At 56.0% G+C, this 25,969-nt stretch carries 21 protein-coding genes and 1 tRNA gene; 21 read left to right on the top strand and 1 reads right to left on the bottom strand.

Annotated features, from left to right (window positions below; genetic code table 11):
• Positions 1-208: 208 nt before the first annotated feature.
• The 21 genes from gyrA to VQ065_RS21760 all read left to right on the top strand — a co-directional run bounded on the left by gyrA (position 209) and on the right by VQ065_RS21760 (position 25,821).
• Positions 209-2,980, top strand: coding sequence for a DNA gyrase subunit A (gyrA, locus tag VQ065_RS21860; RefSeq protein ID WP_012613862.1), 2,772 nt, complete (start codon positions 209-211; stop codon positions 2,978-2,980).
• Between the two features lie 87 nt (positions 2,981-3,067).
• The gene (serC, locus tag VQ065_RS21855; RefSeq protein WP_003111764.1) at positions 3,068-4,153 is read left to right on the top strand and encodes a 3-phosphoserine/phosphohydroxythreonine transaminase; all 1,086 of its coding nucleotides are present in this window, start codon (positions 3,068-3,070) and stop codon (positions 4,151-4,153) included.
• Positions 4,153-5,250 carry a prephenate dehydratase gene (gene pheA / locus VQ065_RS21850; protein ID WP_003091446.1) on the top strand — a complete coding sequence of 366 codons (1,098 nt, stop codon included), beginning with the start codon at positions 4,153-4,155 and terminating at the stop codon, positions 5,248-5,250. The genes serC and pheA overlap by 1 nt, the downstream gene beginning before the upstream one ends.
• A 68-nt stretch (positions 5,251-5,318) precedes the next feature.
• A complete protein-coding gene (gene hisC / locus VQ065_RS21845) occupies positions 5,319-6,428 on the top strand; it encodes a histidinol-phosphate transaminase (RefSeq protein WP_003091445.1) in 1,110 nt (369 codons plus the stop codon).
• Positions 6,421-8,661, top strand: a complete 2,241-nt coding sequence (locus VQ065_RS21840; RefSeq protein ID WP_003091444.1) for a bifunctional prephenate dehydrogenase/3-phosphoshikimate 1-carboxyvinyltransferase — start codon at positions 6,421-6,423, stop codon at positions 8,659-8,661. The genes hisC and VQ065_RS21840 overlap by 8 nt, the downstream gene beginning before the upstream one ends.
• Complete coding sequence (cmk, locus tag VQ065_RS21835; RefSeq protein WP_003091443.1) at positions 8,661-9,350, top strand: (d)CMP kinase; 690 nt, start codon at positions 8,661-8,663, stop codon at positions 9,348-9,350. Before VQ065_RS21840 ends, cmk begins: the two co-directional genes overlap by 1 nt.
• 267 nt (positions 9,351-9,617) lie before the next feature.
• Positions 9,618-11,297: a 30S ribosomal protein S1 gene (gene rpsA / locus VQ065_RS21830; protein WP_003091442.1), complete on the top strand. Its 1,680-nt coding sequence runs from the start codon at positions 9,618-9,620 to the stop codon at positions 11,295-11,297.
• A gap of 136 nt (positions 11,298-11,433) precedes the next feature.
• On the top strand, positions 11,434-11,718 hold the full coding sequence (gene ihfB, locus VQ065_RS21825) for an integration host factor subunit beta (protein ID WP_003091441.1): 285 nt from the start codon (positions 11,434-11,436) through the stop codon (positions 11,716-11,718).
• A gap of 40 nt (positions 11,719-11,758) precedes the next feature.
• Complete coding sequence (locus VQ065_RS21820) at positions 11,759-12,001, top strand: lipopolysaccharide assembly protein LapA domain-containing protein (protein ID WP_071534085.1); 243 nt, start codon at positions 11,759-11,761, stop codon at positions 11,999-12,001.
• An 86-nt stretch (positions 12,002-12,087) separates the two neighbouring features.
• Positions 12,088-13,149: a Wzz/FepE/Etk N-terminal domain-containing protein gene (locus tag VQ065_RS21815; protein ID WP_340080469.1), complete on the top strand. Its 1,062-nt coding sequence runs from the start codon at positions 12,088-12,090 to the stop codon at positions 13,147-13,149.
• 86 nt (positions 13,150-13,235) lie between these two features.
• On the top strand, positions 13,236-14,471 hold the full coding sequence (locus VQ065_RS21810) for an oligosaccharide flippase family protein (protein WP_015502630.1): 1,236 nt from the start codon (positions 13,236-13,238) through the stop codon (positions 14,469-14,471).
• A complete protein-coding gene (locus tag VQ065_RS21805; RefSeq protein WP_003130527.1) occupies positions 14,471-15,475 on the top strand; it encodes a glycosyltransferase family 2 protein in 1,005 nt (334 codons plus the stop codon). Before VQ065_RS21810 ends, VQ065_RS21805 begins: the two co-directional genes overlap by 1 nt.
• Complete coding sequence (locus VQ065_RS21800; RefSeq protein ID WP_023100414.1) at positions 15,472-16,707, top strand: hypothetical protein; 1,236 nt, start codon at positions 15,472-15,474, stop codon at positions 16,705-16,707. Before VQ065_RS21805 ends, VQ065_RS21800 begins: the two co-directional genes overlap by 4 nt.
• Positions 16,700-17,734: a polysaccharide biosynthesis protein gene (locus tag VQ065_RS21795; protein WP_023093913.1), complete on the top strand. Its 1,035-nt coding sequence runs from the start codon at positions 16,700-16,702 to the stop codon at positions 17,732-17,734. Before VQ065_RS21800 ends, VQ065_RS21795 begins: the two co-directional genes overlap by 8 nt.
• 3 nt (positions 17,735-17,737) lie before the next feature.
• Positions 17,738-18,856: a UDP-2-acetamido-2,6-beta-L-arabino-hexul-4-ose reductase gene (gene wbjC / locus VQ065_RS21790; protein WP_003091436.1), complete on the top strand. Its 1,119-nt coding sequence runs from the start codon at positions 17,738-17,740 to the stop codon at positions 18,854-18,856.
• 17 nt (positions 18,857-18,873) lie between these two features.
• The gene (gene wecB / locus VQ065_RS21785; protein ID WP_003091435.1) at positions 18,874-20,004 is read left to right on the top strand and encodes a non-hydrolyzing UDP-N-acetylglucosamine 2-epimerase; all 1,131 of its coding nucleotides are present in this window, start codon (positions 18,874-18,876) and stop codon (positions 20,002-20,004) included.
• Positions 20,005-20,021: 17 nt separating this feature from the next.
• On the top strand, positions 20,022-21,224 hold the full coding sequence (locus tag VQ065_RS21780) for a glycosyltransferase family 4 protein (RefSeq protein ID WP_023093914.1): 1,203 nt from the start codon (positions 20,022-20,024) through the stop codon (positions 21,222-21,224).
• Positions 21,221-22,165, top strand: coding sequence for an NAD-dependent epimerase/dehydratase family protein (locus tag VQ065_RS21775; protein ID WP_015502635.1), 945 nt, complete (start codon positions 21,221-21,223; stop codon positions 22,163-22,165). Before VQ065_RS21780 ends, VQ065_RS21775 begins: the two co-directional genes overlap by 4 nt.
• Positions 22,166-22,265: 100 nt before the next feature.
• Positions 22,266-23,291 carry an MraY family glycosyltransferase gene (locus VQ065_RS21770; RefSeq protein ID WP_023093916.1) on the top strand — a complete coding sequence of 342 codons (1,026 nt, stop codon included), beginning with the start codon at positions 22,266-22,268 and terminating at the stop codon, positions 23,289-23,291.
• A gap of 12 nt (positions 23,292-23,303) precedes the next feature.
• Positions 23,304-25,301 carry a polysaccharide biosynthesis protein gene (locus VQ065_RS21765; protein ID WP_021265047.1) on the top strand — a complete coding sequence of 666 codons (1,998 nt, stop codon included), beginning with the start codon at positions 23,304-23,306 and terminating at the stop codon, positions 25,299-25,301.
• A 190-nt stretch (positions 25,302-25,491) separates the two neighbouring features.
• Positions 25,492-25,821, top strand: coding sequence for a ComEA family DNA-binding protein (locus tag VQ065_RS21760; RefSeq protein ID WP_003091430.1), 330 nt, complete (start codon positions 25,492-25,494; stop codon positions 25,819-25,821).
• A gap of 72 nt (positions 25,822-25,893) precedes the next feature.
• Here the strand turns inward: VQ065_RS21760 and VQ065_RS21755 are convergent.
• Positions 25,894-25,969, bottom strand: a tRNA-Asn gene (locus VQ065_RS21755).

Genomic DNA, 25,969 nt, shown 5'->3' with positions numbered 1-25,969 from the left:
GGGCCTTTGCCTTGGGCTGGGGCGTGGGCTGTGGTAAGCTCCGACGGTTATTCGAGTGCCCCGCGGAGGGGCCTCGAGAGTGCGCGAATCCTTGACTCAAGTCGTTGATTTGTAGTGAGTTGGCGCTGCTCGGGCATGCGCCGACCTACTTCGTTTGCCTCAGGATCGAGGCGGCGAAGTTCCACCAGAAAAAGGAACCAGGCTTCTCATGGGCGAACTGGCCAAAGAAATTCTCCCGGTCAATATCGAAGACGAGCTGAAACAGTCCTATCTCGACTACGCGATGAGCGTGATCGTCGGGCGGGCCCTGCCGGATGCACGTGACGGCCTGAAGCCGGTGCACCGCCGTGTGCTTTATGCCATGAGCGAGCTGGGCAACGACTGGAACAAGCCCTACAAGAAATCCGCCCGTGTGGTCGGCGACGTGATCGGTAAGTACCACCCGCACGGCGACATCGCGGTCTACGACACCATCGTGCGCATGGCGCAGCCGTTCTCGCTGCGCTACATGCTGGTAGACGGCCAGGGCAACTTCGGTTCGGTGGACGGCGACAACGCCGCAGCCATGCGATACACCGAAGTGCGCATGGCCAAGCTGGCCCACGAACTGCTGGCGGACCTGGAAAAGGAAACCGTCGACTGGGTGCCCAACTACGATGGCACCGAGCAGATCCCGGCGGTCATGCCGACCAAGATTCCCAACCTGCTGGTCAACGGTTCCAGCGGTATCGCCGTGGGTATGGCGACCAACATCCCGCCGCACAACCTCGGCGAAGTGATCGACGGCTGCCTGGCGCTGATGGACAACCCCGACCTGACCGTCGATGAGCTGATGCAGTACATCCCCGGTCCGGACTTCCCCACCGCCGGCATCATCAACGGCCGCGCCGGGATCATCGAGGCCTACCGCACCGGTCGCGGGCGCATCTACATCCGCGCCCGCGCCGTCGTCGAGGAGATGGAGAAGGGCGGCGGTCGCGAGCAGATCATCATCACCGAGCTGCCGTACCAATTGAACAAGGCGCGGTTGATCGAGAAGATCGCCGAGCTGGTGAAAGAGAAGAAGATCGAGGGTATTTCCGAGCTGCGCGACGAGTCCGACAAGGACGGCATGCGCGTGGTCATCGAGCTGCGTCGCGGCGAGGTGGGCGAGGTGGTCCTCAACAACCTCTACGCCCAGACCCAGCTGCAGAGCGTGTTCGGCATCAACGTGGTGGCCCTGGTCGACGGCCAGCCGCGCACGCTGAACCTGAAGGACATGCTCGAAGTGTTCGTCCGCCACCGCCGCGAAGTGGTGACCCGGCGTACCGTCTACGAGCTGCGCAAGGCCCGCGAGCGCGGGCACATCCTGGAAGGCCAGGCGGTCGCCCTGTCGAACATCGATCCGGTGATCGAGCTGATCAAGAGTTCGCCGACCCCGGCCGAGGCCAAGGAACGCCTGATCGCCACTGCCTGGGAGTCCAGCGCGGTGGAAGCGATGGTCGAGCGTGCCGGCGCCGACGCCTGTCGCCCGGAAGACCTGGATCCGCAGTACGGCCTGCGCGACGGCAAGTACTACCTGTCGCCGGAACAGGCCCAGGCGATCCTCGAGCTGCGCCTGCATCGCCTGACCGGCCTGGAGCACGAGAAGCTGCTCTCCGAATACCAGGAAATCCTCAACCTGATCGGCGAGTTGATCCGCATCCTGACCAACCCGGCGCGCCTGATGGAGGTGATCCGTGAGGAGCTGGAAGCGGTCAAGGCCGAATTCGGCGATGCTCGCCGCACCGAGATCGTGGCTTCCCAGGTCGACCTGACCATCGCCGACCTGATCACCGAGGAAGACCGCGTGGTGACCATTTCCCACGGCGGCTACGCCAAGTCCCAGCCGCTGGCCGCCTACCAGGCGCAGCGTCGCGGCGGCAAAGGCAAGTCCGCCACCGGGATGAAGGACGAGGACTACATCGAACACCTGCTGGTGGCCAACAGCCATGCGACCCTCCTGCTGTTCTCCAGCAAGGGCAAGGTCTACTGGCTGCGTACCTTCGAGATTCCGGAGGCCTCGCGTACCGCGCGTGGCCGGCCGCTGGTGAACCTGCTGCCGCTGGACGAGGGCGAGCGGATCACCGCGATGTTGCAGATCGACCTGGAGGCGCTGCAGCAGAACGGCGGCGCCGATGACGACCTCGACGAAGCCGAAGGCGCGGTGCTCGAGGGCGAGGTGGTCGAGGCCGCCGAGGTCGAGGAAGTCGAGGGCGAGACCGCCGAGCTGGTGGCCGAGCCGACCGGCGCCTACATCTTCATGGCCACCGCCTTCGGTACCGTGAAGAAGACCCCGCTGGTGCAGTTCAGCCGTCCGCGCAGCAGCGGCCTGATCGCGCTCAAGCTGGAAGAGGGCGACACCCTGATCGCCGCCGCGATCACCGATGGCGCCAAGGAAGTCATGCTGTTCTCCAGTGCCGGCAAGGTGATCCGCTTCGCCGAGAGCGTGGTGCGCATCATGGGCCGCAACGCCCGCGGCGTACGTGGCATGCGCCTGGGCAAGGGGCAGCAGCTGATCTCCATGCTGATTCCGGAGTCCGGGGCGCAGATCCTCACCGCCTCCGAGCGCGGCTTCGGCAAGCGTACCCCGCTGAGCAAGTTCCCGCGTCGCGGCCGTGGCGGCCAGGGGGTGATCGCCATGGTCACCAACGAGCGCAACGGCGCGCTGATCGCCGCGGTACAGGTCCAGGAAGGCGAGGAGATCATGCTGATTTCCGACCAGGGCACCCTGGTGCGGACGCGTGTCGACGAAGTCTCCCTGTCCGGCCGCAATACCCAGGGCGTAACCCTGATCAAGCTCGCCAGCGACGAGGTACTGGTCGGTCTGGAGCGTGTCCAGGAGCCGTCGGGCGGAGATGACGAGGACCTGCCCGAGGGCGAGGAAGCTGCCGAATCTCTGGGCGAGTCGGCCGAGTCCGAGTCCGAGCCCGCGGCGGAAGCGGAAGGCAACGAAGAGTAAGGCTCGGGGCGGGCGCCTGCGCCCGCCCGGCCGATGACGTCGGCGGATAACTCACGGCTATCCGCCCTACCTATAGCGAGAGTGGATGTGAGCAAGCGAGCCTTCAATTTCTGCGCCGGTCCCGCGGCGCTTCCCGACGCAGTTCTGCAACGTGCCCAGGCCGAGCTTCTCGACTGGCGGGGCAAGGGCCTTTCGGTCATGGAAATGAGCCACCGTAGTGATGACTACGTGGCCATCGCCAGCAAGGCCGAGCAGGACCTGCGCGACCTGCTCGACATTCCCTCGGACTACAAGGTGCTGTTCCTGCAGGGCGGCGCCAGCCAGCAGTTCGCCGAGATTCCGCTGAACCTGCTGCCCGAAGATGGCGTCGCCGACTATATCGATACCGGTATCTGGTCGAAGAAGGCCATCGAGGAGGCTCGTCGCTATGGCACAGTGAATGTCGCGGCCAGCGCCAAGGAGTACGATTACTTCGCCATTCCGGGTCAGAACGAGTGGACGCTGACCAAGGACGCGGCCTATGTGCACTACGCCTCCAACGAGACCATCGGCGGCCTCGAGTTCGACTGGATTCCCGAGACCGGCGACGTGCCGCTGGTCACCGACATGTCCTCCGATATCCTCTCGCGCCCGCTCGACGTGTCCCGCTTCGGCCTGATCTATGCCGGGGCGCAGAAGAACATCGGCCCGTCCGGCCTGGTGGTGGTGATCGTTCGCGAAGACCTGCTCGGCCGCGCCCGCAGCGTCTGCCCGACCATGCTCAACTACAAGATCGCCGCGGACAACGGTTCCATGTACAACACCCCGGCGACCTACTCCTGGTACCTGTCCGGCCTGGTCTTCGAATGGCTGAAGGAGCAGGGCGGGGTGACCGCGATGGAGCAGCGCAACCGCGCCAAGAAGGACCTGCTGTACAAGACCATCGATGCCAGCGACTTTTACACCAACCCGATCCAGCCGAGCGCCCGCTCCTGGATGAACGTGCCGTTCCGCCTGGCCGACGAGCGTCTCGACAAGCCGTTCCTGGAAGGCGCCGAGGCGCGCGGGCTGCTCAACCTGAAAGGCCACCGCTCGGTCGGCGGCATGCGCGCTTCCATCTACAACGCCCTTGGCCTGGACGCGGTCGAGGCGCTGGTCGCATACATGGCGGAGTTCGAGAAGGAGCACGGCTGATGGCGGATCAGGACCAGCTCAAGGCCTTGCGCCTGCGCATCGACAGCCTCGACGAGAAGTTGCTCGAGCTGATCAGCGAGCGTGCCCGTTGCGCCCAGGACGTGGCGCGAGTGAAGACCCAGACCCTGGGCGAGGGCGAGGCGCCGGTGTTCTACCGTCCCGAGCGCGAAGCCTGGGTGCTCAAGCACATCATGCAATTGAACAAGGGGCCGCTGGACAACGAAGAGGTCGCGCGGCTGTTCCGCGAGATCATGTCGTCCTGCCTGGCGCTCGAGCAGCCGCTGAAAGTGGCCTATCTCGGACCCGAGGGCACCTTTACCCAGGCCGCGGCGCTCAAGCATTTCGGCAACGCGGTGATCAGCACGCCGATGGCGGCGATCGACGAGGTGTTCCGCGAGGTCGCTGCCGGCGCGGTGAACTTCGGCGTGGTGCCTGTGGAAAACTCCACCGAGGGGGCGGTCAACCATACCCTCGACAGCTTCCTCGAGCACGACATGGTGATCTGCGGCGAAGTCGAGCTGCGTATCCACCATCACCTGCTGGTCGGCGAAACCACCAAGACCGACAACATCACCCGGATCTATTCCCATGCCCAATCCCTCGCGCAATGTCGCAAGTGGCTGGACTCGCACTACCCGAGCGTCGAGCGGGTGGCGGTGTCGAGCAACGCCGACGCGGCCAAGCGGGTGAAGAGCGAGTGGAATTCGGCAGCGATCGCCGGCGACATGGCGGCCAGCCTGTACGACCTGAGCAAGCTGCACGAGAAGATCGAGGACCGCCCGGACAACTCCACGCGCTTCCTGATCATCGGCAACCAGGAGGTTCCGCCGACCGGCGACGACAAGACCTCGATCATCGTTTCCATGCGCAACAAGCCGGGAGCCCTGCACGAGCTGCTGGTACCGTTCCACAACAACGGTATCGACCTGACCCGCATCGAAACCCGCCCGTCGCGCAGCGGCAAATGGACCTACGTGTTCTTCATCGATTTCGTCGGCCACCATAAAGAACCGCTGATCAAGGATGTCCTGGAGAAGATCGGCCAGGAAGCCGTCGCCCTGAAGGTCCTGGGCTCCTATCCGAAAGCGGTGCTCTGAGCGCGCTGTCATTCCGAAGAGACGGGTCATCGATGAATGCCCCGTCCCGCGTCGAGGCTGAACTATCCATGTCCGATTTCCTTGCCCTGGCCCAGCCGGGGGTGCAAAAGCTGTCGCCCTACGTCCCTGGCAAGCCGGTGGACGAACTGGCCCGCGAGCTGGGCATCGACCCTGCGGCGATCGTCAAGCTCGCCAGCAACGAGAACCCGCTGGGTGCGAGCCCAAAGGCGCTGGAGGCTATCCGCGCCGAACTGGCGGAACTGACCCGTTATCCTGACGGCAACGGTTTCGAACTCAAGCGCAAGCTGGCCGAGCGTTGCGCGGTGGATGCGGCGCAGGTGACCCTGGGCAACGGCTCCAACGACATTCTCGACCTGGTCGCCCGTGCCTACCTCGCGCCTGGTCTGAACGCCGTGTTCAGCGAACATGCCTTCGCCGTCTACCCGATCGCCACCCAGGCCGTGGGCGCCGAGGGGCGGGCGGTCAAGGCGCGCGTCTGGGGGCATGACCTGGAAGCGATGCTCGCCGCCATCGATGGGCAAACTCGCGTGGTGTTCGTCGCCAACCCGAACAACCCGACCGGGACCTGGTTCGGTGCGGACGCCCTGGAGCGGTTCCTCGCCCAGGTGCCGGCGGAGGTGCTGGTGGTGCTGGACGAGGCCTATATCGAATACGCCGAGGGCGACGAGCTGCCCGATGGCCTGGACTACCTGGCGCGCCATCCCAACCTGCTGGTCTCGCGGACTTTCTCCAAGGCCTATGGCCTGGCTTCGCTGCGGGTCGGCTACGCGCTTTCGAGCAAGGCGGTGGCCGATGTGCTCAACCGCGTGCGCCAGCCGTTCAATGTCAATAGCCTGGCCCTGGCGGCTGCCTGCGCGGCGCTGGATGACCATGACTACCTGGCGCAGAGTCGCCGCCTAAACGATTCCGGCATGGCGCAGCTGGAGGATGGCTTCCACGCGTTGGGCCTGTCCTGGATTCCCTCGAAGGGCAACTTCATCGCCGTGGATCTGGCTCGCGATGCCGGTCCGGTCTACCAGGCGCTGCTGCGCGAAGGCGTGATCGTGCGTCCGGTGGCTGGCTACGGGATGCCGACCTTCCTGCGCGTCTCCATCGGGCTGCCGGAAGAGAACGATCGTTTCCTCCAGGCGCTGGGCAAGGTGCTGGCGCATGACTGAGGTCACGCCGCTGCAACAGTCGACCCCTAAGCTGGGCCGCCTGGTGGTGGTGGGGCTGGGCCTGATCGGCGGCTCCTTCGCCAAGGGGTTGCGGAGCAAAGGGTTGTTCCGGGAAGTGGTCGGCGTGGATCGGGATGCCGAGTCTTGCCGCCTGGCGGTGGAGCTCGGCGTGGTCGACCGTTGCGAGGAGGATCTTGGCCGCGCCTGCGTCGGCGCCGACGTGATCCAGTTGGCGGTGCCGATCCTGTCGATGGAGCGGGTGCTGGCCGACCTGGCGAAGCTCGACCTGGGCAAGGCTGTATTGACCGACGTTGGCAGCGCCAAGGGCAATATCGTGCGTGCCGCGCGTGTCGCGTTCGGCGGGATGCCGCGGTACCTGGTACCGGGGCATCCGATCGCGGGTTCCGAGCAGAGCGGAGTGACCGCGGCGAAGGCGACCCTGTTCCGCCGGCACAAGGTGATTCTCACGCCCTCCGCGGAGACCGATGCCGACGCGCTGGCGCTGGTCGACAGCCTGTGGCGCGCGCTGGGCGCGGACGTCGAGCACATGGAGGTCGAGCATCACGACGAGGTTCTGGCGGCCACCAGCCACCTGCCTCACCTGCTGGCCTTCACTCTGGTCGACTCCCTGGCCAAGCGCAGCGAGAACCTGGAGATCTTCCGCTATGCCGCCGGCGGTTTCCGTGATTTCACACGGATCGCCGGCAGCGACCCGGTGATGTGGCACGACATCTTTCTCGCCAATCGCGAGGCGGTGCTGCGTACACTGGATGTTTTTCGTGACGACCTCGACGCGCTGCGCGAGGCCGTCGACACTGGGGACGGGCACCAGTTGTTGGGCGTTTTCACGCGCGCCCGGGTAGCCCGTGAGCATTTCAGCAAAATCCTGGCCCGTCGGGCCTATGTGGACGCCATGCACAACAACGACCTGATTTATCTGGCCCAGCCGGGCGGCAGCCTGTCCGGAACCATCCGGGTACCGGGCGACAAGTCGATTTCCCATCGCTCGATCATGCTCGGCTCCCTGGCCGAAGGCACCACCGAAGTGGAGGGCTTCCTCGAGGGCGAGGACGCACTGGCAACCATCCAGGCGTTCCGCGACATGGGAGTGGTGATCGAGGGGCCGCAGAACGGCCGCGTCACCGTCCATGGCGTTGGCCTGCACGGCCTCAAGGCGCCGCCTGGGCCGATCTACCTGGGTAACTCCGGTACTTCCATGCGTCTGCTCAGCGGTCTGCTGGCGGCCCAGCCGTTCGACAGCACCCTGACCGGCGACGCTTCCCTTTCCAAGCGGCCGATGAATCGCGTAGCCAAGCCGCTGCGCGAGATGGGCGCGGTAATCGAGACGGGGCTAGAAGGCCGTCCGCCGATGACCATTCGCGGCGGCCAGCGCCTCACCGGTATGCATTACGACATGCCGATGGCCAGCGCCCAGGTGAAGTCCTGCCTGTTGCTCGCCGGGCTCTACGCCGCGGGTGAGACCTCGGTCACCGAGCCGGCGCCGACCCGCGACCACACCGAGCGCATGCTGCGCGGCTTCGGCTATCCGGTGGAGGTCGAGGGCAGCACCGCCAAGGTCGAATCCGGGCATAAGTTGAGCGCCACCCATATCGAGGTCCCGGCCGACATTTCCTCGGCAGCCTTCTTCCTGGTTGCCGCCAGTATCGCCGAAGGTTCGGAACTGGTCCTGCAGCACGTCGGCATCAACCCGACGCGCGTCGGCGTCATCGAGATCCTGCGCCTGATGGGTGGTGACCTGAGCCTGGAAAACCAGCGCGAGGTCGGCGGCGAGCCGGTCGCCGACATCCGCGTGCGCTCCGCGCGGCTCAAGGGCATCGACATTCCCGAGGACCTGGTGCCACTGGCCATCGACGAGTTCCCGGTACTCTTCGTGGCTGCCGCCTGCGCCGAGGGGCGCACCGTCCTGCGTGGCGCCGAAGAGCTGCGGGTCAAGGAGTCGGACCGTATCCAGGTCATGGCCGACGGCCTGAAGGCCCTGGGCGTGAAGGCCGAGCCGACCCCGGATGGCATCGTCATCGAGGGTGGTGCGTTCGGTGGCGGCGAAGTCTGGGCGCACGGCGACCACCGTATCGCCATGTCCTTCAGCGTCGCTTCGCTGCGCGCCAGCGGGCCGATCCGCATCCACGATTGCGCCAACGTCGCCACCTCCTTCCCCAACTTCCTCGCCCTGTGTGCCCAGACCGGTATCCGGGTCGCCGTGGAGAACAATTGATGAACGGCGCTGTACCGATGCTCGCCATCGATGGCCCCAGTGGCGCCGGCAAGGGCACGGTCGCCGGGCTGCTCGCCCGGCGCCTGGGCTGGAACCTGCTGGATTCCGGGGCGCTTTATCGGCTGTTGGCGTTCGCCGCGGTCAACCATGGTGTCGACCTGACCAATGAAGAGGCGCTGAAGGTCCTGGCTGCGCACCTCGATGTGCAGTTCGTCGCCGCCGATGGCAGCCATGGGCAGCGCATCATTCTCGAAGGCGAGGAAGTGACCGATGTGATCCGTACCGAGCAGGTCGGTGCCGGCGCCTCGCAGGTCGCCGCCTTACCGGCTGTGCGCGATGCGTTGCTGCAGCGCCAGCGGGCGTTCCTCGAAGCGCCGGGGTTGGTGGCCGACGGCCGCGACATGGGCACCGTGGTGTTTCCCGATGCGCCTCTGAAGATCTTCCTCACCGCCTCGGCGGAGGAGCGTGCGCGTCGACGCTACCTGCAGTTGAAGGCGAAGGGCGCGGATGTCGACCAGTCTGCCTTGCTGGAAGAAATCCGCGAGCGCGACGAGCGCGACAGCCAGCGCGCGGTCGCGCCGCTGAAACCGGCCGATGACGCGATCCTGCTGGACTCCACCGAAATGAGCATCGAGGCGGTGGTCGAGACGATCATCCGGCACTGCGAGCGGCAGGGCTGGGACGTCTGAGGTTTCGGCGCGGGAATTGACGATACAGGGCCTGGTTGCTAATATTCCAGACCTTATGTTGTGGCGTTTTGCAGGTGCGGCGAGGGTTGCCTCCCGACTTGCCTGGCGCCATCGCAGAACAACCCAACTGGGCATTCCCATTCGGGAGTGCAATCAGAAGCTAGCAGGAAACCAGCAAATTGTCCTGCGGCTTCATTTAATGACTTGACCGCATTGGCTGGTGATGCGGAATCGGGCCCTTCCGGGCCTTTGACTACAGGTATGAACATGAGCGAAAGCTTCGCAGAACTCTTTGAAGAAAGTCTGAAATCCCTCGACATGCAGCCGGGTGCCATCATCACCGGCATCGTGGTCGACATCGATGGTGACTGGGTCACCGTCCATGCCGGTCTGAAATCCGAGGGCGTCATCCCGGTCGAGCAGTTCTACAACGAACAGGGCGAGCTGACCATCAAGGTGGGTGACGAAGTCCACGTCGCACTGGACGCGGTAGAAGACGGCTTTGGCGAGACCAAGCTGTCCCGCGAGAAAGCCAAGCGCGCCGAGAGCTGGATTGTTCTGGAAGCGGCTTTCGCTGCCGACGAAGTGGTCAAGGGCGTCATCAACGGCAAGGTCAAGGGCGGTTTCACCGTCGACGTCAACGGCATCCGCGCGTTCCTGCCGGGTTCGCTGGTCGACGTTCGTCCGGTTCGCGACACCACCCACCTGGAAGGCAAAGAGCTCGAGTTCAAGGTCATCAAGCTCGACCAGAAGCGCAACAACGTTGTCGTTTCCCGCCGCAGCGTCCTGGAAGCCGAGAACAGCGCCGAGCGTGAAGCTCTGCTGGAATCGCTGCAGGAAGGCCAGCAGGTCAAGGGTATCGTCAAGAACCTCACCGACTACGGCGCATTCGTGGACCTGGGCGGCGTAGACGGCCTGCTGCACATCACCGACATGGCCTGGAAGCGCATCAAGCATCCGTCCGAGATCGTCAACGTTGGCGACGAGATCGACGTCAAGGTCCTGAAGTTCGACCGCGAGCGCAACCGTGTATCCCTGGGCCTGAAGCAACTGGGCGAAGACCCGTGGGTTGCCATCAAGGCGCGTTACCCGGAAGGCACCCGCGTCATGGCTCGCGTCACCAACCTCACCGACTACGGCTGCTTCGCCGAGCTGGAAGAGGGCGTGGAAGGCCTGGTACACGTCTCCGAAATGGACTGGACCAACAAGAACATCCATCCGTCGAAAGTCGTCCAGGTTGGCGACGAAGTGGAAGTTCAGGTTCTGGACATCGACGAAGAGCGTCGTCGTATCTCCCTGGGTATCAAGCAGTGCAAATCCAACCCGTGGGAAGACTTCTCCAGCCAGTTCAACAAGGGTGACCGTATCTCCGGTACCATCAAGTCGATCACCGACTTCGGTATCTTCATCGGTCTGGACGGCGGCATTGACGGCCTGGTCCACCTGTCCGACATCTCCTGGAACGAAGTCGGCGAAGAAGCCGTACGTCGCTTCAAGAAGGGCGACGAGCTGGAAACCGTCATCCTGTCGGTCGACCCGGAGCGCGAGCGCATCTCCTTGGGCATCAAGCAGCTGGAAGACGATCCGTTCTCCAACTACGCGTCCCTGCACGAGAAAGGCAGCATCGTCCGCGGTACCGTGAAGGAAGTCGACGCCAAGGGCGCTGTCATCAGCCTGGGCGACGACATCGAAGGTATCCTGAAGGCTTCCGAAATCAGCCGTGACCGCGTCGAAGACGCGCGCAACGTCCTGAAGGAAGGCGAGGAAGTCGAAGCCAAGATCATCAGCATCGACCGCAAGAGCCGCGTCATCAGCCTCTCCGTCAAGTCCAAGGACGTCGACGACGAGAAGGACGCAATGAAAGAACTGCGTAAGCAGGAAGTAGAAAGCGCTGGTCCGACCACCATCGGTGATCTGATCCGTGCTCAGATGGAGAATCAGGGCTAAGTCTCTGATCCATCATGAAAAAGGGCGGCCTAGGCCGCCCTTTTTCGTTTTCCCCTTCTTGGACCTGTTCAAAGACTGATCAGCATGCTAAAAGAGACCTGAGCTGATCTAGCCGCTTGAAAAAGAAGGGAAAACCATGACCAAGTCGGAGTTGATCGAACGGATCGTTACCCATCAGGGGCAACTGTCCGCGAAGGATGTCGAGTTGGCAATCAAGACCATGCTGGAGCAAATGTCCCAGGCCCTGGCGACCGGGGACCGGATCGAGATCCGTGGCTTCGGCAGCTTTTCCTTGCACTACCGCGCCCCGCGCGTCGGTCGCAACCCCAAGACCGGGGAGTCGGTACGCCTCGACGGCAAGTTCGTGCCGCACTTCAAGCCGGGCAAGGAGTTGCGGGATCGGGTCAACGAGCCGGAATAAGGCTGTTTAGAGGCTTGACCTGCTTGGTATGGAGGTATTCATGCGCACGCTTAAAAGAATGCTTGTTGGGCTACTGATAGTGGTTGTGGCCTTGTCGGCAATTATTTTTACTTTGGAAAATCGTGCTCTTATCCAATTTTCCTTCTTGGGGTGGGAGACGCCTGCGATTCCGAGTGCATTGTTATTTTCATTGGTGTTTGTTGCGGGCGGTCTGCTCGGTTGGTTTTTTGGAGTTTTTGCAGGCTTTGCGCATCATAAGTCGTCAAGACAACCTTCCGTGTAGAACTTGTCGGGGATCGTGGTGTCCAATATATCTTGTTGGGCTTTTCCCCTGATAGAGTTTCCGATTGGACTGATGATGGACTGAATGTGAATAAGCAGAATTCTTCTTTGATGACGGCTGATGGTGAGGTTGACCTGGTGAAGCTGGTCAAGGAGCTTTGGGTTAACAAGGTTCTGATTCTTCTGACTACTCTTCTTGCATTAATCGGGTCTTTTACCTATGCGTATCTGAGTAAGCCTGTATATGAATATAGGGTTGCAGTAGTGCCTCCTGCTCTTGGGTCTATCGAAGGTTTCAATGTTGGTAGAAGGGAGAATGGCCTAGATGCATATACTGTTAGAAGTATCTATGCGATCTTTTCGCGCAATCTGCTTTCGGATGAGAATAAAAAAGAGTTCTTCTATAAGATATACCTTCCCCAGGTGGGTGAGGGAGCGGAAAGCGAAGATGAGCAGGAGGAGTTTTATAAGAAGTTCTCCAAAGAGGTAAAGATTGATCCTGCTAACAAGCCAGATGCAGACCGTTATACGGTAATTGTGGAGGGCACGAAGCGAGAGGTTCTTGCTACATGGGCACAAGCTTTCGTGCGTTTGGCTGCGGATCGGGCCGTGCATGAGGTTATTGATAGTGCAGGTAGAGATTTCCAGGTAAGAAATGCTGCAATGCAGAGCCGCATAACCGTGCTGCAGAATATGGCGAAGGGCCGTCGTGATGATAGAATTGCACGTTTGAAGGACGCATTGCTGATTGCGGAGTCGCTCAAGATAGATGGCCCGCCATTAATAGAAGGGGCGTCCGAGCAACAACTCTCCTCGATCATGGATGGTGACTTGATGTACATGCGAGGAGCTAAGGCGCTGCGCGCTGAAATCAACAATCTTGAGTCGCGTAGTGTAGATGCTCCATTCATTCCTGAGTTGAGAACTCTCCAAGAGAAACTATCTTGGAACTCCAGTTTGTCTGTGGATTCTGATGCGGTGGCTGTCTACAAGGAAGACGAGGGACTCTCTTTTTCAAATCAACCCATTAAGCCGAAGAAGATTCTTATAGTTACTATAGGTACTTTGGCAGGATTGATAATTGGAATTCTACTCGCAGTGCTCGCTGGTTTTATAAGGAAGCTTCGTAGCGATGGCTCTCTTCGCTAAGTTTTGATCTAAACCCTGATGCCACTTACTGGCATCAGGGTTTACTTGTTGTAGTTGTTGAATTGTATTAGGGGGTATCGAGTAGAATGTCAATAAGGCGGGGCGTTTTCTACTCCGGTATATCCATGGGCAGCAACTATCTTTTGCCTCTTGCTGCGATTCCTTTTCTCACGAGAACATTGTCAAGCGAAGCGTTTGGCCAATTGGTGATTGCCCAGGCCGTGGCTGTCATTCTATGTCAACTGGTAGACTTTGGATTTATTCTGGCAGGATCAAGAAAGGCTGCCATTATCGATAACAAAGTTGAACTGTCTAGTTTCTTTTCTGTTGTACAGAGTGCTAGATTCTTATTGTTGCTGCTTTCACTTTTAGTGCTGGCCATTTTGGCTGTATCTTCTATTTTACCAATCCCCTTGCTTGTATTGGTTGCGGCTGCTCTTCCGGCAGTAGTTGGAAATTATCTTCAAGCAGTATGGTTCTTTCAGGGAAGAGCGCTGTTTGGATGGTTGGCGCTTACCAATTTTTTGTCTAAGGTATTTTATTTCCTATTGGTCGTTTTTTTTGTCACGAAGGATTCTGACCTTGTGCTGGCTTCGTTGGGGTTTGGTTTTTCCTATGTCATAGGTGGAAGTGCTCTCTGTTGTATTTTATTTTCTATGGGAATACGGTGGCGCCCGGTTCTCGAGAAAGACAGAATTCTCGATATATTGCGTGACGGTGCTCGATCTTTTCTTTCTCTGGCTTTTCTTAGCTTGCACATGCAAGTGCTCGTTGCGGCGGTTGGTGTTGTTGGTGGAGCCTCCGCGGCCGGAGTGCTTTCTACTGCGGATAAATTCCTTCGCGGGATCGCGGCTGCTACTTCACCCATAGCTAGCGCTCTATTTCCGACTTTTAGCAGGATGTATGCGAGTGCCGACCCGGCAGTCGGCAGTTTAAGAAGGAAAGCGCTAGGTCTGATGTTACTAATAGCTATTCCTAGTTGTTTATTTCTTTTCTTATTTTCTGAATACATTTCATATCTCCTATTCCCGGAACAGTCCAGAGGTCTAACTGTTGTAATAAGAATGTTTTCGATAGTGCCAGTGTTTGCTTGTATTGGTGTTCTGTATGGAGGGTTGACTCTTGTTCCTTCTGGGTATGATGGTGTATATTTGCGAGCAATTTTTTTTGCGGAATTGGGCGGGGTATTAACATTTATCCTCTTGGCGCTTTGGGGGGATGAGCTTTTTGGAGCGTGGACGCTGGTCGTTACAGAGGTCTCTTTGGGGATGGGAATGTTTTTCCTGGCCACGGTTAAGTTGAGAGAGAAAAGGGGACTTTGATGTTGTTGAGTGTCGTCGTTAGTACTTGGCGTCGTCCCAAGGAACTAAAATTGGTCCTGGCCGGCCTTGTAGCGCAGTCTCTGGCTTTTAAGGATTTTGAAGTTATTGTTGTCGACAGTAATAGTGGTGATGAAACACCCGATGTGGTCCGCGAGTTCGAAGCGGTTCAGGGCTTCAACGTCCGTCTTGAGCAGGCCGAGCTGAATTCGGCTAGTGCAAAACGAAATAAAGGCGTTCGTTTAGCGAAGGGGCGCTACGTAGTGCTTCTTGATGATGATTGTGTGCCAGATCCTGCTCATCTCTCGAATTTTCTGAACGCTGCTAACTCTCGAAGGGGGGAACGCGTTATCTGGTGCGGTGGTGTCAGATTTTCTTGCTCATTGGTGTCGACGAGTAATTACTATCGCTATAGGGATAGTTGTCACTTCTCTGCTGACAAGCCGCTGCCCAACTCCTTGGGGTATAAAACTATTGTTACCATGAATATGCTTGCTGAGAGGGATATTCTGCTCCAAGATAATGCTCTTTTTGATGAGCGATTTGTTGGATACGGCTTTGAAGATACGGAGTTTGGGTTAAGGGTTGGCAAGCTTGGTTATTCTGTTCTTCCTTGTCGGGCTGAAATCGAGCATGTCGAACCGGAAGGCAGTATTTCGAAGTTCTGTCGCAAGTACTATCATGCCGCCCGTGACGGAATGCCGGAATTCATGAAAGTTGCAACAACTGATGACCTTGAGACTCTTGGTCCTATACGATGGATGGAGCCGGGCTTTGCTTTGTCAAGCAAGTTTCAGAGTCTATTCAGAGCAGTGCTGTGTCTTGCGCTGGAGTCAAAGTTTTCAAATATTCTTATTCATTCTCTAGAGAAAACGGACTCTATTCGATGGCTCTACTCTAGAGCTGCTTATAGGCTCGTTTTGGCCTCATCCTATCGGAAGGGGGTTCTCGATAGAAAGTCGAAACTTTCCAAAGAGAAAGCAAACAAAGATGGGTGGTACTCGTGAAGCAGAGAAGCGTTGCTCTGGTTCTCCTTTTTGTGTTTCTCTTTCATATTCTCCGGAATCTATCCGGTGCGTATTATTTAGTTCTTGCTGGGTTTTGTGGGCTGTTTTTTCTATTATTTATTAATAACTGGAGGGATATTAAATATAGCGCATTAGGAATATTTGTTATTTTCTTCTGGACGTATGCCTCGCTCGTTTCGGTGTTATGGTTCGATCTATATGGAGACTATTCCATAGGGATTTTCAGGTTGTGGGCATCATTACCTCTTCTCTTTGTTGCTATGGTTCTTGCCAGAGATAATCTAAAAGTGCCCATGCAACTTATTTCATTTTTCTTCAGTCTGGCGGCTCTTTCTTTTCTCTGGCAGTATGTATTTGGACCTATAGAATGGTTCGCTGAAGCCAGTGAGCGTGCTGGGGGCGCCCGTTTTGCATCATTGGTAGGAAGTTTGACCGCATATGGTGTTATGGTGGGAGTTCCCGCACTTGCTTCACTCTTTTATCTAAAGGGTTGGGCGCGCGTGGTATGTTTCTTTCTTCTTTGCTTGGGGGCGATGCTGTCGCTGCAGAAAGCTGCTCTGGCCAATATCGTCATTGTCTTATTCTTTGCCTATTGGCTAAAACTGATCAAAAAGACATACTTGTTTTTCACCTTCCTTCTTGCAGGGCTGGGTTTATCTGTATTTTTCCTTGCAGACTTCGGGGCTGGCAGTCTGGAAACCGTGCATCGACTGATTGTCGGGCTCCTCACCTCCGATTCCTCAGTCTCGCAAGATGTTCCATTCTTCGAATCCATATTCGATCGGGTAACTGCACTGCCTTTGGAAACATTGTCTTTCTACGGTAGCGAGATACTTGTTTTGGGCGCGGGCGTTTTTGGGGGAGGGGGGGTTCTAGGGTATGCGCAATATCCAATGGCGCACAATGGTATTGTCGAGCTGCTTTGCATCTATGGTTTCATTTTTGGTGGCTTGGCTGTTCTTTTGCTATTGTTGCTTTTTGTCTACTCTGTATTTTTGCTTGTCTTCCGGCGAAGAAAAACAGCTTGTACAGAGTTAGGCTTCTTATGCTCTGCATTTATAATCTGGTTCGTTAATTATGTCTTTAGCGGCGGTGGGCTTTTCCATCCGGTAGGGGCTGCATTGTTCTGGCTCGTTGTTTTTCGCTTTCTTTATATTTTGAGGCGGAAAAGGGACGTTGAACACATTAGTAAAGAGGTGGTGTATGGATAAGAACTCTGTTCTGTTAATTACCGGTGGAACTGGTTCCTTTGGAAATGCCGTTTTGAAGCGTTTTCTGGATACAGATATTGGTGAAATACGCGTATTCAGTCGGGATGAGAAGAAGCAAGATGATATGCGTAAGTGCTATGCTCACCCCAAGTTGAGGTTTTATATTGGAGATGTCCGCGACTATCAAAGCACTCTGAATGCTACTCGCGGTGTGGACTACATTTTCCATGCGGCTGCATTGAAACAGGTTCCCTCTTGTGAGTTCTACCCGATGGAGGCTGTGAAGACCAATGTCATCGGAACGGAAAATGTCCTCGAATCTGCTATCCAGAATGGCGTCAAAAAAGTCGTTTGTCTGAGTACGGATAAGGCAGTTTACCCAATCAATGCCATGGGTATTTCAAAGGCCATGATGGAAAAGGTCATGGTCGCCAAGTCTCGAAACCTGGAACGCACTCCTACCGTAATTTGTGGCACCCGTTATGGTAACGTCATGGCTTCAAGGGGCTCGGTCATTCCTCTCTTTATCGAGCAAATGCGATCAGGCCAGCCTCTCACAATCACTGATCCAAACATGACACGTTTCATGATGACGCTTACGGATGCCGTAGACCTTGTGCTTTATGCTTTCGAGCATGGTACCAATGGAGATCTTTTTGTACAGAAAGCACCGGCTGCAACCATCGAGGTGCTGGCTCATGCGCTTACTCAATTGCTTGGCAAGAATGGTTATCCTATCAATGTAATAGGTACGCGTCATGGAGAGAAGCTTTATGAGGCGCTTCTTAGTCGAGAGGAAATGGCCTGTGCTGAAGACATGGGTGACTATTATCGTATCCCCCCAGATTTGCGTGATCTGAACTATAGTAAGTTTGTGGAGCAAGGCGAGGAAAAAATTACTCATACAGAGGACTATAATTCTCATAATACCAAACGTCTGGATATCGAAGGAATGAAAAAGCTGTTGCTGAAGTTGGATTTCATTCGTGCTATTCAGCGTGGCGAGAGTGCCAGTCCAGAGGAATAAACGATGAAAGTTCTTGTAACTGGCGCGAATGGATTTGTTGGAAGGAATCTGTGCGCTCATCTTGCAGAGCGGGGTGGTATCGAGGTGGTGCCATTCACCCGCGAGAGTAGTGTTGGTAATTTGCCTGAGCTAATTCGTTCCGTCGATTTTATTTTTCATCTTGCCGGGGTCAATCGTCCGGAAAAACCAGAAGAGTTTAAGATCGGGAATTCCGAACTCACGTATGCTCTGTGTGAGGCGGTAAGGTCCAATGGACGAGCCATACCACTTCTTTATACTTCATCCATTCAGGCTGAGGTGGATAATGAGTACGGTTTAAGCAAGCGAGCCGCAGAAGAGCATCTCCAAGTGCTAGGTGAGGATATTGGTTGTCCTGTCTACATATTTCGCCTTCCTAATGTATTCGGTAAATGGTCGCGTCCGAATTATAATTCAGCGGTTGCGACTTTTTGTCATAATATTATTCGAGATATTCCGATTCAAATTAACAATTCCTCGGCAGAGATCACTCTTGTATACATAGATGATGTGGTTCGCACCTTCATGAAAGTCATGGATGGGAAGCTATCCAATGCAGTTTCACTACAGGTCGAGCCCCAGTATCAGATTTCTGTTGGTGAGCTCGCAGAACAATTGTATGAGTTTCGTAATAGTCGAAAGTCACTGACTACCGCAAGGGTTGGCTCGGGATTGACGCGCGCCTTGTACTCGACTTATCTAAGTTTCTTGCCAGAAGATAGTTTTAGTTACGACGTGCCAATGCATTCGGATCCGCGTGGCACATTCGTCGAGATGCTGAAGACCGCGGACTCTGGCCAGTTCTCGTTTTTTACGGCTCATCCAGGTGTTACCAGGGGCGGGCATTACCATCACTCGAAAACAGAAAAGTTTCTGGTTATCAAAGGGATGGCACGTTTCAAGTTTAGAAACATCCTGACCGGGGCATTTTACGAAATTTGCACTAATGGTGAAAAGGCAGAAATTGTCGAAACAGTACCTGGATGGACTCATGACATTACTAATGTCGGAACTGACGATATGGTAGTCATGTTGTGGGCTAACGAAGTATTTGATCGGGAAAATCCGGATACCTACGCTTGTTCAGTAGGCGAAGGTGCGTAAGGTATAGTGAGATAACAATGCAGAAGCTAAAAGTCGTTACGGTTGTTGGAACTCGTCCTGAGATTATTCGCTTGTCTAGGGTCATGGCGAAGCTTGATCAGTACTGCGATCATGTACTTGTCCATACTGGACAGAATTATGATTACGAACTTAATGAAATATTTTTTCAGGACCTCGGTATAAGAAAGCCGGATTATTTTCTAAACGCCGCCGGGTCTTCCGGGGCTGAAACGATAGGGAATGTAATAATCGCAGTCGATCGTGTTCTGGGCGAAATAGATCCCGATGCGCTGCTCGTGCTGGGTGATACCAATAGTTGTATGGCGGTACTGCCTGCAAAACGGCGTAAGATACCGACCTTTCATATGGAAGCAGGCAATCGCTGTTTCGATATGCGTGTGCCTGAAGAGATAAATCGGCGCATTGTCGATCATACAGCTGATGTAAATTTGACCTATAGTACAATTGCGCGTGATTATCTCTTGCGTGAAGGACTTTCTCCAGACATGGTTATCAAGACTGGTAGCCCTATGTTCGAAGTTCTCGAGCACTATCGTGACGGGATCGAGTCCTCCGATATTCTTGAAAGGCTCGGGTTGAAAACAGAGCGGTTCTTTGTCGTGAGTGCGCACCGAGAGGAAAACATAGATTCGGATAAGAATTTCTTGAAGTTGGTTTCTATGCTCAACGCTGTGGCAGAAAAGTACTCGCTGCCCGTCATCGTATCAACTCACCCTAGAACAAAAAAGAGAATTGAGGCGACGGAGGCAAAGTTTCACGAGGGTATTAAACTGCTGAAACCCCTCGGCTTTAAGGATTACAATAAACTGCAAATTACAGCCAAGGCAGTTATTTCTGACAGTGGGACCATCAGTGAGGAGTCTTCAATACTGAATTTTCCCGCTTTGAATATTCGTGAGGCTCATGAACGCCCAGAAGGCATGGAAGAGGCTGTGGTGATGATGGTAGGACTGGATTCGGATCGAGTACTACAAGCACTCGAGGTGTTGGAGGGACAGAGGCGCGACGCAGAGCGCATGTTACGCTTGGTCGCTGACTATAGCATGCCCAACGTTTCTGAAAAGATTGTTCGCATAGTTCATAGCTATCGGGACTATGTCATGCGAACTGTCTGGAAAAAATATTAATTTGAGGCGTGGAGTTGATGGCAAGGATATTTGTGGTTTCTGAGTATGTCGGTGCCAATCAGAACTCCACGGGATACTATTGGGAGAAGATAATAGGAAAGATGCAGCGGGAGTTTGGTGGGCTAACCGTAATTTTCCCGCTGACCGCAGGTGAAACCCCGCCTGTGGTTTCACCTTCCGTTGAGCAAGAATGCTTTAAGTTTCCGAGGAGCAATAAGAATAGGCTCCTTTCTAGAGGATTAGCGCAGATTTTTCAGGCGTTTCTGTTCTCAGTAAAATTGACTTCTCGTGCCAGACGAGGAGATGTGGTATTGAGTGGAACCAACCCTGCTCTTCTACTGATGACGTTTCCCTTGCTAAGGTATGCCCTCGGTTTCAAGTGGGTGCTGCTGGTGCATGATGTGTTTCCCGAGAACTTGGTGCCGGCGGGCGTTCTGAAGAAAGATAGTATTGCCTACCGGCTTCTACGTCGTCTCTTTTCTTTCATTTACTCATCCGCTGATCGTCTAGTCGTAATAGGGCGCGATATGGAAGCTCTTATGAAAGAGAAGGTGAATGACCCGCGATCTTTGGTCTTTATTTCGAATTGGGCCTGTGAGAAAGAGGTTTTCCCAGTACCGAGAGAGGATGCTCCTTTTATCAATATTCCTGAATGGAAAGGTAAAAGGGTTTTCCAATTTTTTGGTAATGTCGGTCGATTACAAGGTATAGAAAACATACTTTCTGCTATTCAGTTGGTTAAAAACGAGAAGGCGGCTTTTGCTTTTATTGGAGATGGTGCCTTGGTCGACAGTGTAAAAAAACACGCGCTGGAAGATCAGTGTGCTCGGTTGAGGTATTTTGGAAGGCTGCCATTAGCCGAAAAGAATTTTGGTTTGGCTGCCTGTGACGTTGCCTTAGTTACCTTAGAAGAAGGAATGTTCGGGCTTGGGGTTCCCAGCAAGGCATATTTCTCCATGGCAGCAGACAAACCGATTCTAGCTGTCATGGAAAAAGGGGCTGAAATCTCCCGTATAATAGATGAGACCGGAATCGGTTGGAACTGTCCGCCGAATGATCCGGTTGCTTTGGCAAGATTGATCGATGAGATTTGTGAACTCGACTTGTCTAGTTTAGGCGGAGTCCCGCGGAGTGTCCTTCAGCAAAATTATTCTGAATATATTTCATTGGAAAAATTCGCTGCCTGTGTTCGACCGCTTCTGTCTGAGTCGAAAATATGATGAAGGTGCTGGTAACCGGGGCTAGCGGTTTTGTCGGGAGTGCGCTTTGCAGGTCGCTTGCTGCCGGCCCCTTTCAGGTTGTCGGACAAGTACGATCCCTGTGCAATCCTGTTACGGGGGTTGAGTATGTTCGAGCGGAGCTGAAAGAGAGCACTAAGCTTGATGCTGCGCTGCGGGGTGTTGAATGTGTAGTTCATCTAGCTGGACGAGCCCATATCTTTGGAAGGCAGCGTGATTCACTAGATATTTTTCGGAAGGTGAATCGCGATGCTACTCTGGCGCTTGCTCGGCAGGCGATCGAAGCATCTGTAAAGCGTTTCATTTTTGTTAGTTCTATTGGTGTAAATGGCGCTTTAACCAAAGAAAAGCCCTTCGATGAGAACTCCAAGCCGGCTCCTCATGCAGAATATGCGATTTCAAAGTTTGAGGCTGAAGTAGCGCTTCGGGAGCTTTTCAAGCAGTCCTCAACAGAACTTGTTATCGTCAGGCCTCCACTCGTTTACGACTGGAATGCTCCTGGAAATTTCTCGCGATTGTTGAAGCTGGTTGCTTCGGGACTTCCTCTTCCATTTGGTTGCATAGATAACCGACGAAGTTTTGTTTCTCTGGATAATTTAGTTGACTTTCTAGCTTGCTGTATGACGCACCCTTCTGCTGCCGGCGAACTGTTTTTGGTATCCGATGGTCAGGAGATTTCTACCAAGCAACTGGTGACTGCGCTTGCTGCGGGAATGGGGCGTCGCCCCATCATGTGGCCTGTTCCTAGGTTTATTCTGAGGTTTCTTAAATTAGTAGGAAAGGGTGGGTTATACACTCAGTTATGCTGCTCACTAGAGGTCGACTCGTCGAAAGGCAGGCTTTTGCTTGGTTGGGAACCCCGCAAGAGCACCCTTTCCGCGTTGGAAGATGTTGGTAGAATATATGTCAAACGTACTGAATGATTATCTGCAGGCGCTTTGCTACTAGCATGGCGTACCACGCAGAACAATCGAATAGAACCCTGTTGAAGGGGTGAGAGTATTTTTGGGGATAAATTTATAAATGGAAGAATGGTATTTGTTACTCGCTGCAGCTGGGGTTTCGGGACTGCTTACAGGCCTCTTGCGTCGTTATGCCTTAGCGAGGAGCTTACTTGACACCCCTAACTCTCGAAGTTCCCATGTCGTTCCCACTCCACGCGGAGGAGGGGTCGCCATTGTAGTTACTTTTTGTCTCATGCTGCCTATTTGGGCTGTACTGGGAAATATCTCATGGGCCGTGTCCTGGGCTTTACTTCTCGCTGGCGGCGGGGTTGCCATTATTGGATTCATGGATGATCACGGTCATATCGCCGCACGCTGGCGTCTGCTGGGACATTTTAGTGCAGCCTTGGTCTCATTGTACTTTTTGAATGGCATACCACCATTTCAGATTGTTGGTGTCAGTTGGGACCTGGGGTGGTTCGGAGGACTTCTCTTTGCTTTCTATCTCGTGTGGTTGCTGAATCTCTATAACTTCATGGATGGGATCGATGGACTTGCTAGCCTTCAGGCCATTTTTGTCTGTGTTGGTGGGGCATTATTATACTGGCTGAATGGCCAACTGACGCAGGCTTTGCTCCCCTTATCGCTAGCTTTTGCCGTTTTTGGATTCTTGTTCTGGAATTTTCCACCCGCAAAAATTTTCATGGGAGATGCGGGTAGTGGTTTTCTGGGGATTGTTTTAGGAATTCTTTCCATTCATGCCATGTGGATGAATACGAATTTTTTCTGGGCATGGTTGGTCCTGTTAGGCGTTTTCATCGTCGATGCGACCTATACCCTGATTCGTCGCTTGCTGAGAGGGGACAAGGTGTATGAGGCTCATCGAAGCCATGCCTATCAATACGCAAGCCGATACTATGGAAAGCATGCTCCTGTTACGATTGGCGTCACGGCATTGAACGTCATCTGGCTCCTCCCTATAGCCTTGTTGGTCGGGAGTGGGTCTCTAGAGCCTTTGATGGGCATCGTCATAGCCTACGTCCCTCTCGTTTTTCTGGCAGTGAGGTTCAAGGCGGGTAAGCTAGAGTCGTCCGCTCAGGCCTAAAGGAGTAGGGGAATGCTAGATCGTTTAAGAGTAAAGTTGTTATCCATGCCTCGTCGCTGGAAACGTTTGCTTCAAGTGGCTACGGATATCCTTCTGGTATGGCTGTCTCTGTGGCTCGCTTTTGTGGTCCGTCTAGGCACAGACGATATGATCGACGTGTTCGGCGAGCATGCATGGCTTTTCATCACTGCGCCGGTCATCGCCATTCCACTATTCATTCGCTTCGGCATGTATCGCGCGGTGATGCGCTATCTCGGTAACGACGCATTGATCGCCATCGCCAAGGCGGTGACCATCTCGGCTCTGGTGCTGTCGCTGGTGGTGTACTGGTATCGTGGCGCGCCGGCGCCGGTGCCGCGTTCCCTGGTGTTCAACTACTGGTGGTTGAGCATGCTGCTGATCGGCGGCTTGCGTCTGGCCATGCGCCAGTATTTCATGGGCGACTGGTACTCTGCTGTGCAGTCGGTACCATTTCTCAATCGCCAGGATGGCCTGCCCAGGGTGGCTATCTATGGCGCGGGGGCGGCCGGCAACCAGTTGGTTGCGGCGTTGCGTCTCGGTCGGGCGATGCGTCCGGTGGCGTTCATCGATGACGACAAGCAGATCGCCAACCGGGTCATTGCCGGTCTGCGGGTCTATACCGCCAAGCATATCCGCCAGATGATCGACGAGACGGGCGCGCAGGAGGTTCTCCTGGCGATTCCTTCCGCCACTCGGGCCCGGCGCCGAGAGATTCTCGAGTCCCTGGAGCCGTTCCCGCTGCACGTGCGCAGCATGCCCGGCTTCATGGACCTGGCCAGCGGCCGGGTCAAGGTGGACGACCTGCAGGAGGTGGACATCGCTGACCTGCTGGGGCGCGACAGCGTCGCACCGCGCAAGGAGCTGCTGGAACGGTGCATCCGCGGTCAGGTGGTGATGGTGACCGGGGCGGGCGGCTCTATCGGTTCGGAACTCTGTCGGCAGATCATGAGTTGTTCGCCTAGCGTGCTGATCCTGTTCGAGCACAGCGAATACAACCTCTATAGCATCCATCAGGAACTGGAGCGTCGGATCAAGCGCGAGTCGCTTTCGGTGAACCTGTTGCCGATCCTCGGTTCGGTGCGCAATCCCGAGCGCCTGGTGGACGTGATGCGTACCTGGAAGGTCAACACCGTCTACCATGCGGCGGCCTACAAGCATGTGCCGATCGTCGAGCACAACATCGCCGAAGGCGTTCTCAACAACGTGATAGGCACCTTGCATGCGGTGCAGGCCGCGGTGCAGGTCGGCGTGCAGAACTTCGTGCTGATTTCCACCGACAAGGCGGTGCGGCCGACCAATGTGATGGGCAGCACCAAGCGCCTGGCGGAGATGGTCCTTCAGGCGCTCAGCAACGAATCGGCGCCGGTGCTGTTCGGCGACCGGAAGGACGTGCATCACGTCAACAAGACCCGTTTCACCATGGTCCGCTTCGGCAACGTCCTCGGTTCGTCCGGCTCGGTCATTCCGCTGTTCCGCGAGCAGATCAAGCGCGGCGGCCCGGTGACGGTCACCCACCCGAGCATCACCCGTTACTTCATGACCATTCCCGAGGCGGCGCAGTTGGTCATCCAGGCCGGTTCGATGGGGCAGGGCGGAGATGTATTCGTGCTGGACATGGGGCCGCCGGTGAAGATCCTGGAGCTCGCCGAGAAGATGATCCACCTGTCCGGCCTGAGCGTGCGTTCCGAGCGTTCGCCCCATGGTGACATCGCCATCGAGTTCAGTGGCCTGCGTCCTGGCGAGAAGCTCTACGAAGAGCTGCTGATCGGTGACAACGTGAATCCCACCGACCATCCGATGATCATGCGGGCCAACGAGGAACACCTGAGCTGGGAGGCCTTCAAGGTCGTGCTGGAGCAGTTGCTGGCCGCCGTGGAGAAGGACGACTACTCGCGGGTTCGCCAGTTGCTGCGGGAAACCGTCAGCGGCTATGCGCCTGACGGTGAAATCGTCGACTGGATCTATCGCCAGAGGCGGCGAGAACCCTGAGTCATCGTTCTCCGGAAAAGGCCGCCTAGCGGCCTTTTTTGTTTTCTCCGTACGATGTTTCCGGTGCCGGACCAGGAAGCGACTGCTTTGCTGGGGCTGTCGATCCAGGTGCGTTCCACGGCGATAAGGTGGTTTCGTGGATGGGCATGAAGCCCTCTACGTGGTCATTCATCTCTGAAGGAGTGCACCCATGCACCTAATCAAATCCGCTCTGCTTCTCATCCTGTTCGCCTGTCTTCCGTTTTCGGCTTCCGCCGCACCGGTCGCCGTCGCCAAGAATCCGCTGGCCGCAACGACACCTGCGACGACCGTGTCGCCGGGGGAGCAGGTCAATATCAATACGGTCGATGAGGCCGCCCTGATACGGGGGCTCAACGGTGTCGGCGAGGCCAAGGCCAGGGCGATCCTCGAGTATCGTGCGGCCCATGGTCCGTTCGTCTCGGTGGATCAACTGCTGGAAGTGAAAGGGGTAGGCCCGGCGTTGCTGGAGAAGAACCGGTCGCGGATCGTCATCGAGTGAGGTGCGACTGAAGGGGCGAACTTTCGTCACGATAACGAAAAAGCCCCCGGCATGTGCCGAGGGCTTTGAATTTGGCTCCGCGACCTGGACTCGAACCAGGGACCCAATGATTAACAGTCATTTGCTCTACCGACTGAGCTATCGCGGA

Source organism: Pseudomonas sp. KBN10P06128 (genome assembly GCF_037574945.1).
In the GTDB taxonomy this organism is placed as follows: Bacteria; Pseudomonadota; Gammaproteobacteria; order Pseudomonadales; family Pseudomonadaceae; genus Pseudomonas; species Pseudomonas aeruginosa.
The sequence above is the reverse complement of the archived record's forward strand: the minus strand, read 5'-3'. Positions and strand labels throughout refer to the sequence as shown.

Bases quoted from the DNA above. Each gene is read 5' to 3' on its own strand.
- gyrA (WP_012613862.1), top strand. From the start codon at position 209: ATGGGCGAACTGGCCAAAGAAATTCTCCCGGTCAATATCGAAGACGAG.
- pheA (WP_003091446.1), top strand. From the start codon at position 4,153: ATGGCGGATCAGGACCAGCTCAAGGCCTTGCGCCTGCGCATCGACAGC.
- hisC (WP_003091445.1), top strand. From the start codon at position 5,319: ATGTCCGATTTCCTTGCCCTGGCCCAGCCGGGGGTGCAAAAGCTGTCG.
- VQ065_RS21840 (WP_003091444.1), top strand. From the start codon at position 6,421: ATGACTGAGGTCACGCCGCTGCAACAGTCGACCCCTAAGCTGGGCCGC.
- cmk (WP_003091443.1), top strand. From the start codon at position 8,661: ATGAACGGCGCTGTACCGATGCTCGCCATCGATGGCCCCAGTGGCGCC.
- rpsA (WP_003091442.1), top strand. From the start codon at position 9,618: ATGAGCGAAAGCTTCGCAGAACTCTTTGAAGAAAGTCTGAAATCCCTC.
- ihfB (WP_003091441.1), top strand. From the start codon at position 11,434: ATGACCAAGTCGGAGTTGATCGAACGGATCGTTACCCATCAGGGGCAA.
- VQ065_RS21820 (WP_071534085.1), top strand. From the start codon at position 11,759: ATGCGCACGCTTAAAAGAATGCTTGTTGGGCTACTGATAGTGGTTGTG.
- VQ065_RS21810 (WP_015502630.1), top strand. From the start codon at position 13,236: ATGTCAATAAGGCGGGGCGTTTTCTACTCCGGTATATCCATGGGCAGC.
- VQ065_RS21805 (WP_003130527.1), top strand. From the start codon at position 14,471: ATGTTGTTGAGTGTCGTCGTTAGTACTTGGCGTCGTCCCAAGGAACTA.
- VQ065_RS21795 (WP_023093913.1), top strand. From the start codon at position 16,700: ATGGATAAGAACTCTGTTCTGTTAATTACCGGTGGAACTGGTTCCTTT.
- wbjC (WP_003091436.1), top strand. From the start codon at position 17,738: ATGAAAGTTCTTGTAACTGGCGCGAATGGATTTGTTGGAAGGAATCTG.
- wecB (WP_003091435.1), top strand. From the start codon at position 18,874: ATGCAGAAGCTAAAAGTCGTTACGGTTGTTGGAACTCGTCCTGAGATT.
- VQ065_RS21780 (WP_023093914.1), top strand. From the start codon at position 20,022: ATGGCAAGGATATTTGTGGTTTCTGAGTATGTCGGTGCCAATCAGAAC.
- VQ065_RS21775 (WP_015502635.1), top strand. From the start codon at position 21,221: ATGATGAAGGTGCTGGTAACCGGGGCTAGCGGTTTTGTCGGGAGTGCG.
- VQ065_RS21770 (WP_023093916.1), top strand. From the start codon at position 22,266: ATGGAAGAATGGTATTTGTTACTCGCTGCAGCTGGGGTTTCGGGACTG.
- VQ065_RS21765 (WP_021265047.1), top strand. From the start codon at position 23,304: ATGCTAGATCGTTTAAGAGTAAAGTTGTTATCCATGCCTCGTCGCTGG.
- VQ065_RS21760 (WP_003091430.1), top strand. From the start codon at position 25,492: ATGCACCTAATCAAATCCGCTCTGCTTCTCATCCTGTTCGCCTGTCTT.